Source organism: Absiella sp. AM29-15 (assembly GCF_003434225.1).
Taxonomy (GTDB): domain Bacteria; phylum Bacillota_I; class Bacilli_A; order Erysipelotrichales; family Erysipelotrichaceae; genus Hoskinsella; species Hoskinsella hominis.
The window spans coordinates 1-1,453 of sequence record NZ_QVFL01000049.1; the positions used below are offsets into that span (position 1 = coordinate 1).

Annotated in this window: 1 protein-coding gene; it reads right to left on the reverse strand. The window is 29.5% G+C overall.

Annotated features, from left to right (window positions below):
• Window positions 1-1,178: AAA family ATPase (locus DW761_RS20845; protein ID WP_158553867.1), on the reverse strand; the 1,178-nt coding region annotated here is incomplete at its 3' end.
• Window positions 1,179-1,453: the final 275 nt, after the last annotated feature.

The following is a 1,453-nucleotide window of genomic DNA, read 5'->3' on the forward strand; positions in this document are numbered from 1 at the left end:
TACCGCTTTAATTTTCCACTAGATGCGTATTTTACAATAGACCATGGATTATAGATTTCTTTATTTCCAATACGATAACCATCATACATGCTTTTTACTTCTTCACTCAATTTCAAATGATGACTTTCCAATAAGGCACGTGTTTCTTCTTCTGTAAAGCCAAACATATCTACATATTTATCTTCCTGCATCGTACATACTTCTAGATTATTCAAGTCTGAAAACAAACTCTCTTTTGCGATTCTTTGAATACCTGTCAAAACTCCTTTATACAACATGGAATTATCTTTGAGTGTCTTTAACAATAAACCTCTTAATATATCTTTTACATGATCATAATATTTCCCTGCATATGCACTCATAAATGGAGTATCATATTCATCGATTAAAAGGATGACTTTTTTTTGATACTCTTTATTCAAAAATTCTATTAATCTATTCAATGAATTCTTTATGAATACTACATTACTAAAATTATTTCCTTTTTTCAATTCTTCATATGTTTGACATAATTTATCTCTTAGTTCTTTTTCATCAAATGTTTTATAAATAGGATAATATTTTGCATACAAATCTTCCAAATGTTCAATCAAACTGCCGATCATGATATTTTCATTACCTTTGCAATCAAAAAAGCTTAAGAAAATCACTGGCCACTTATTCATTTCTTTGACATATTTTGTTTGATAGATATAGGTATCTTTAAACAATTCCCTACTATCTTTTGTGATATCAAAGAACTCTGCCAACATGCTCATATTTAGTGTTTTTCCAAATCTACGTGGTCGTGTGATTAATGTTACCTGATCATTCAGCTGTAATAATTCTTCAATCATTTTGGTTTTATCTACACAATATGCATTTTCTTTTTTTATCTCACGATAGTCACTTATACCGATCGGTACATGCTTCTCCTTAGTTTTTTCAGTATGATATGACATTTTAGGTTCCTCTACATATAAATCTTGAATGCCTTTTTCATACATATCAGGTTTTCTTTCAGAGATCATTGCCTTACACTCTTTATCAGTCAATTGGATATCCATAACAAAGAGGATTCCTCGTTCATTCAAAGTTTTCTCTATTGCTACAACATCCATTAGTCCTTTAAGATTCACACAAATGATTTCATTATGGTTGCTCAAAATCTTTTCTATGATTTCCTCTATAAATCCCATTTGACCACCCTGCCTTTTCTTTATCGTTATTATAACATTACATAGTTTTTTGTCCATCACATTATAATGTATATTTATATCGTATAAATAATAATAAGTGCTATTTAACATTACTTACATTAATTTATTACTATTCGCTTTCATCTGGATTTTCTATTTCCAAGCCATATCCATATGCTTTCCATGATATGCAATACCAACCTTAAATGCATCTGGTGCATATTCTTCTATGATCTGTTTTAACGCTTTTTCTGCTTCTTTCTTTAAACTGTTTG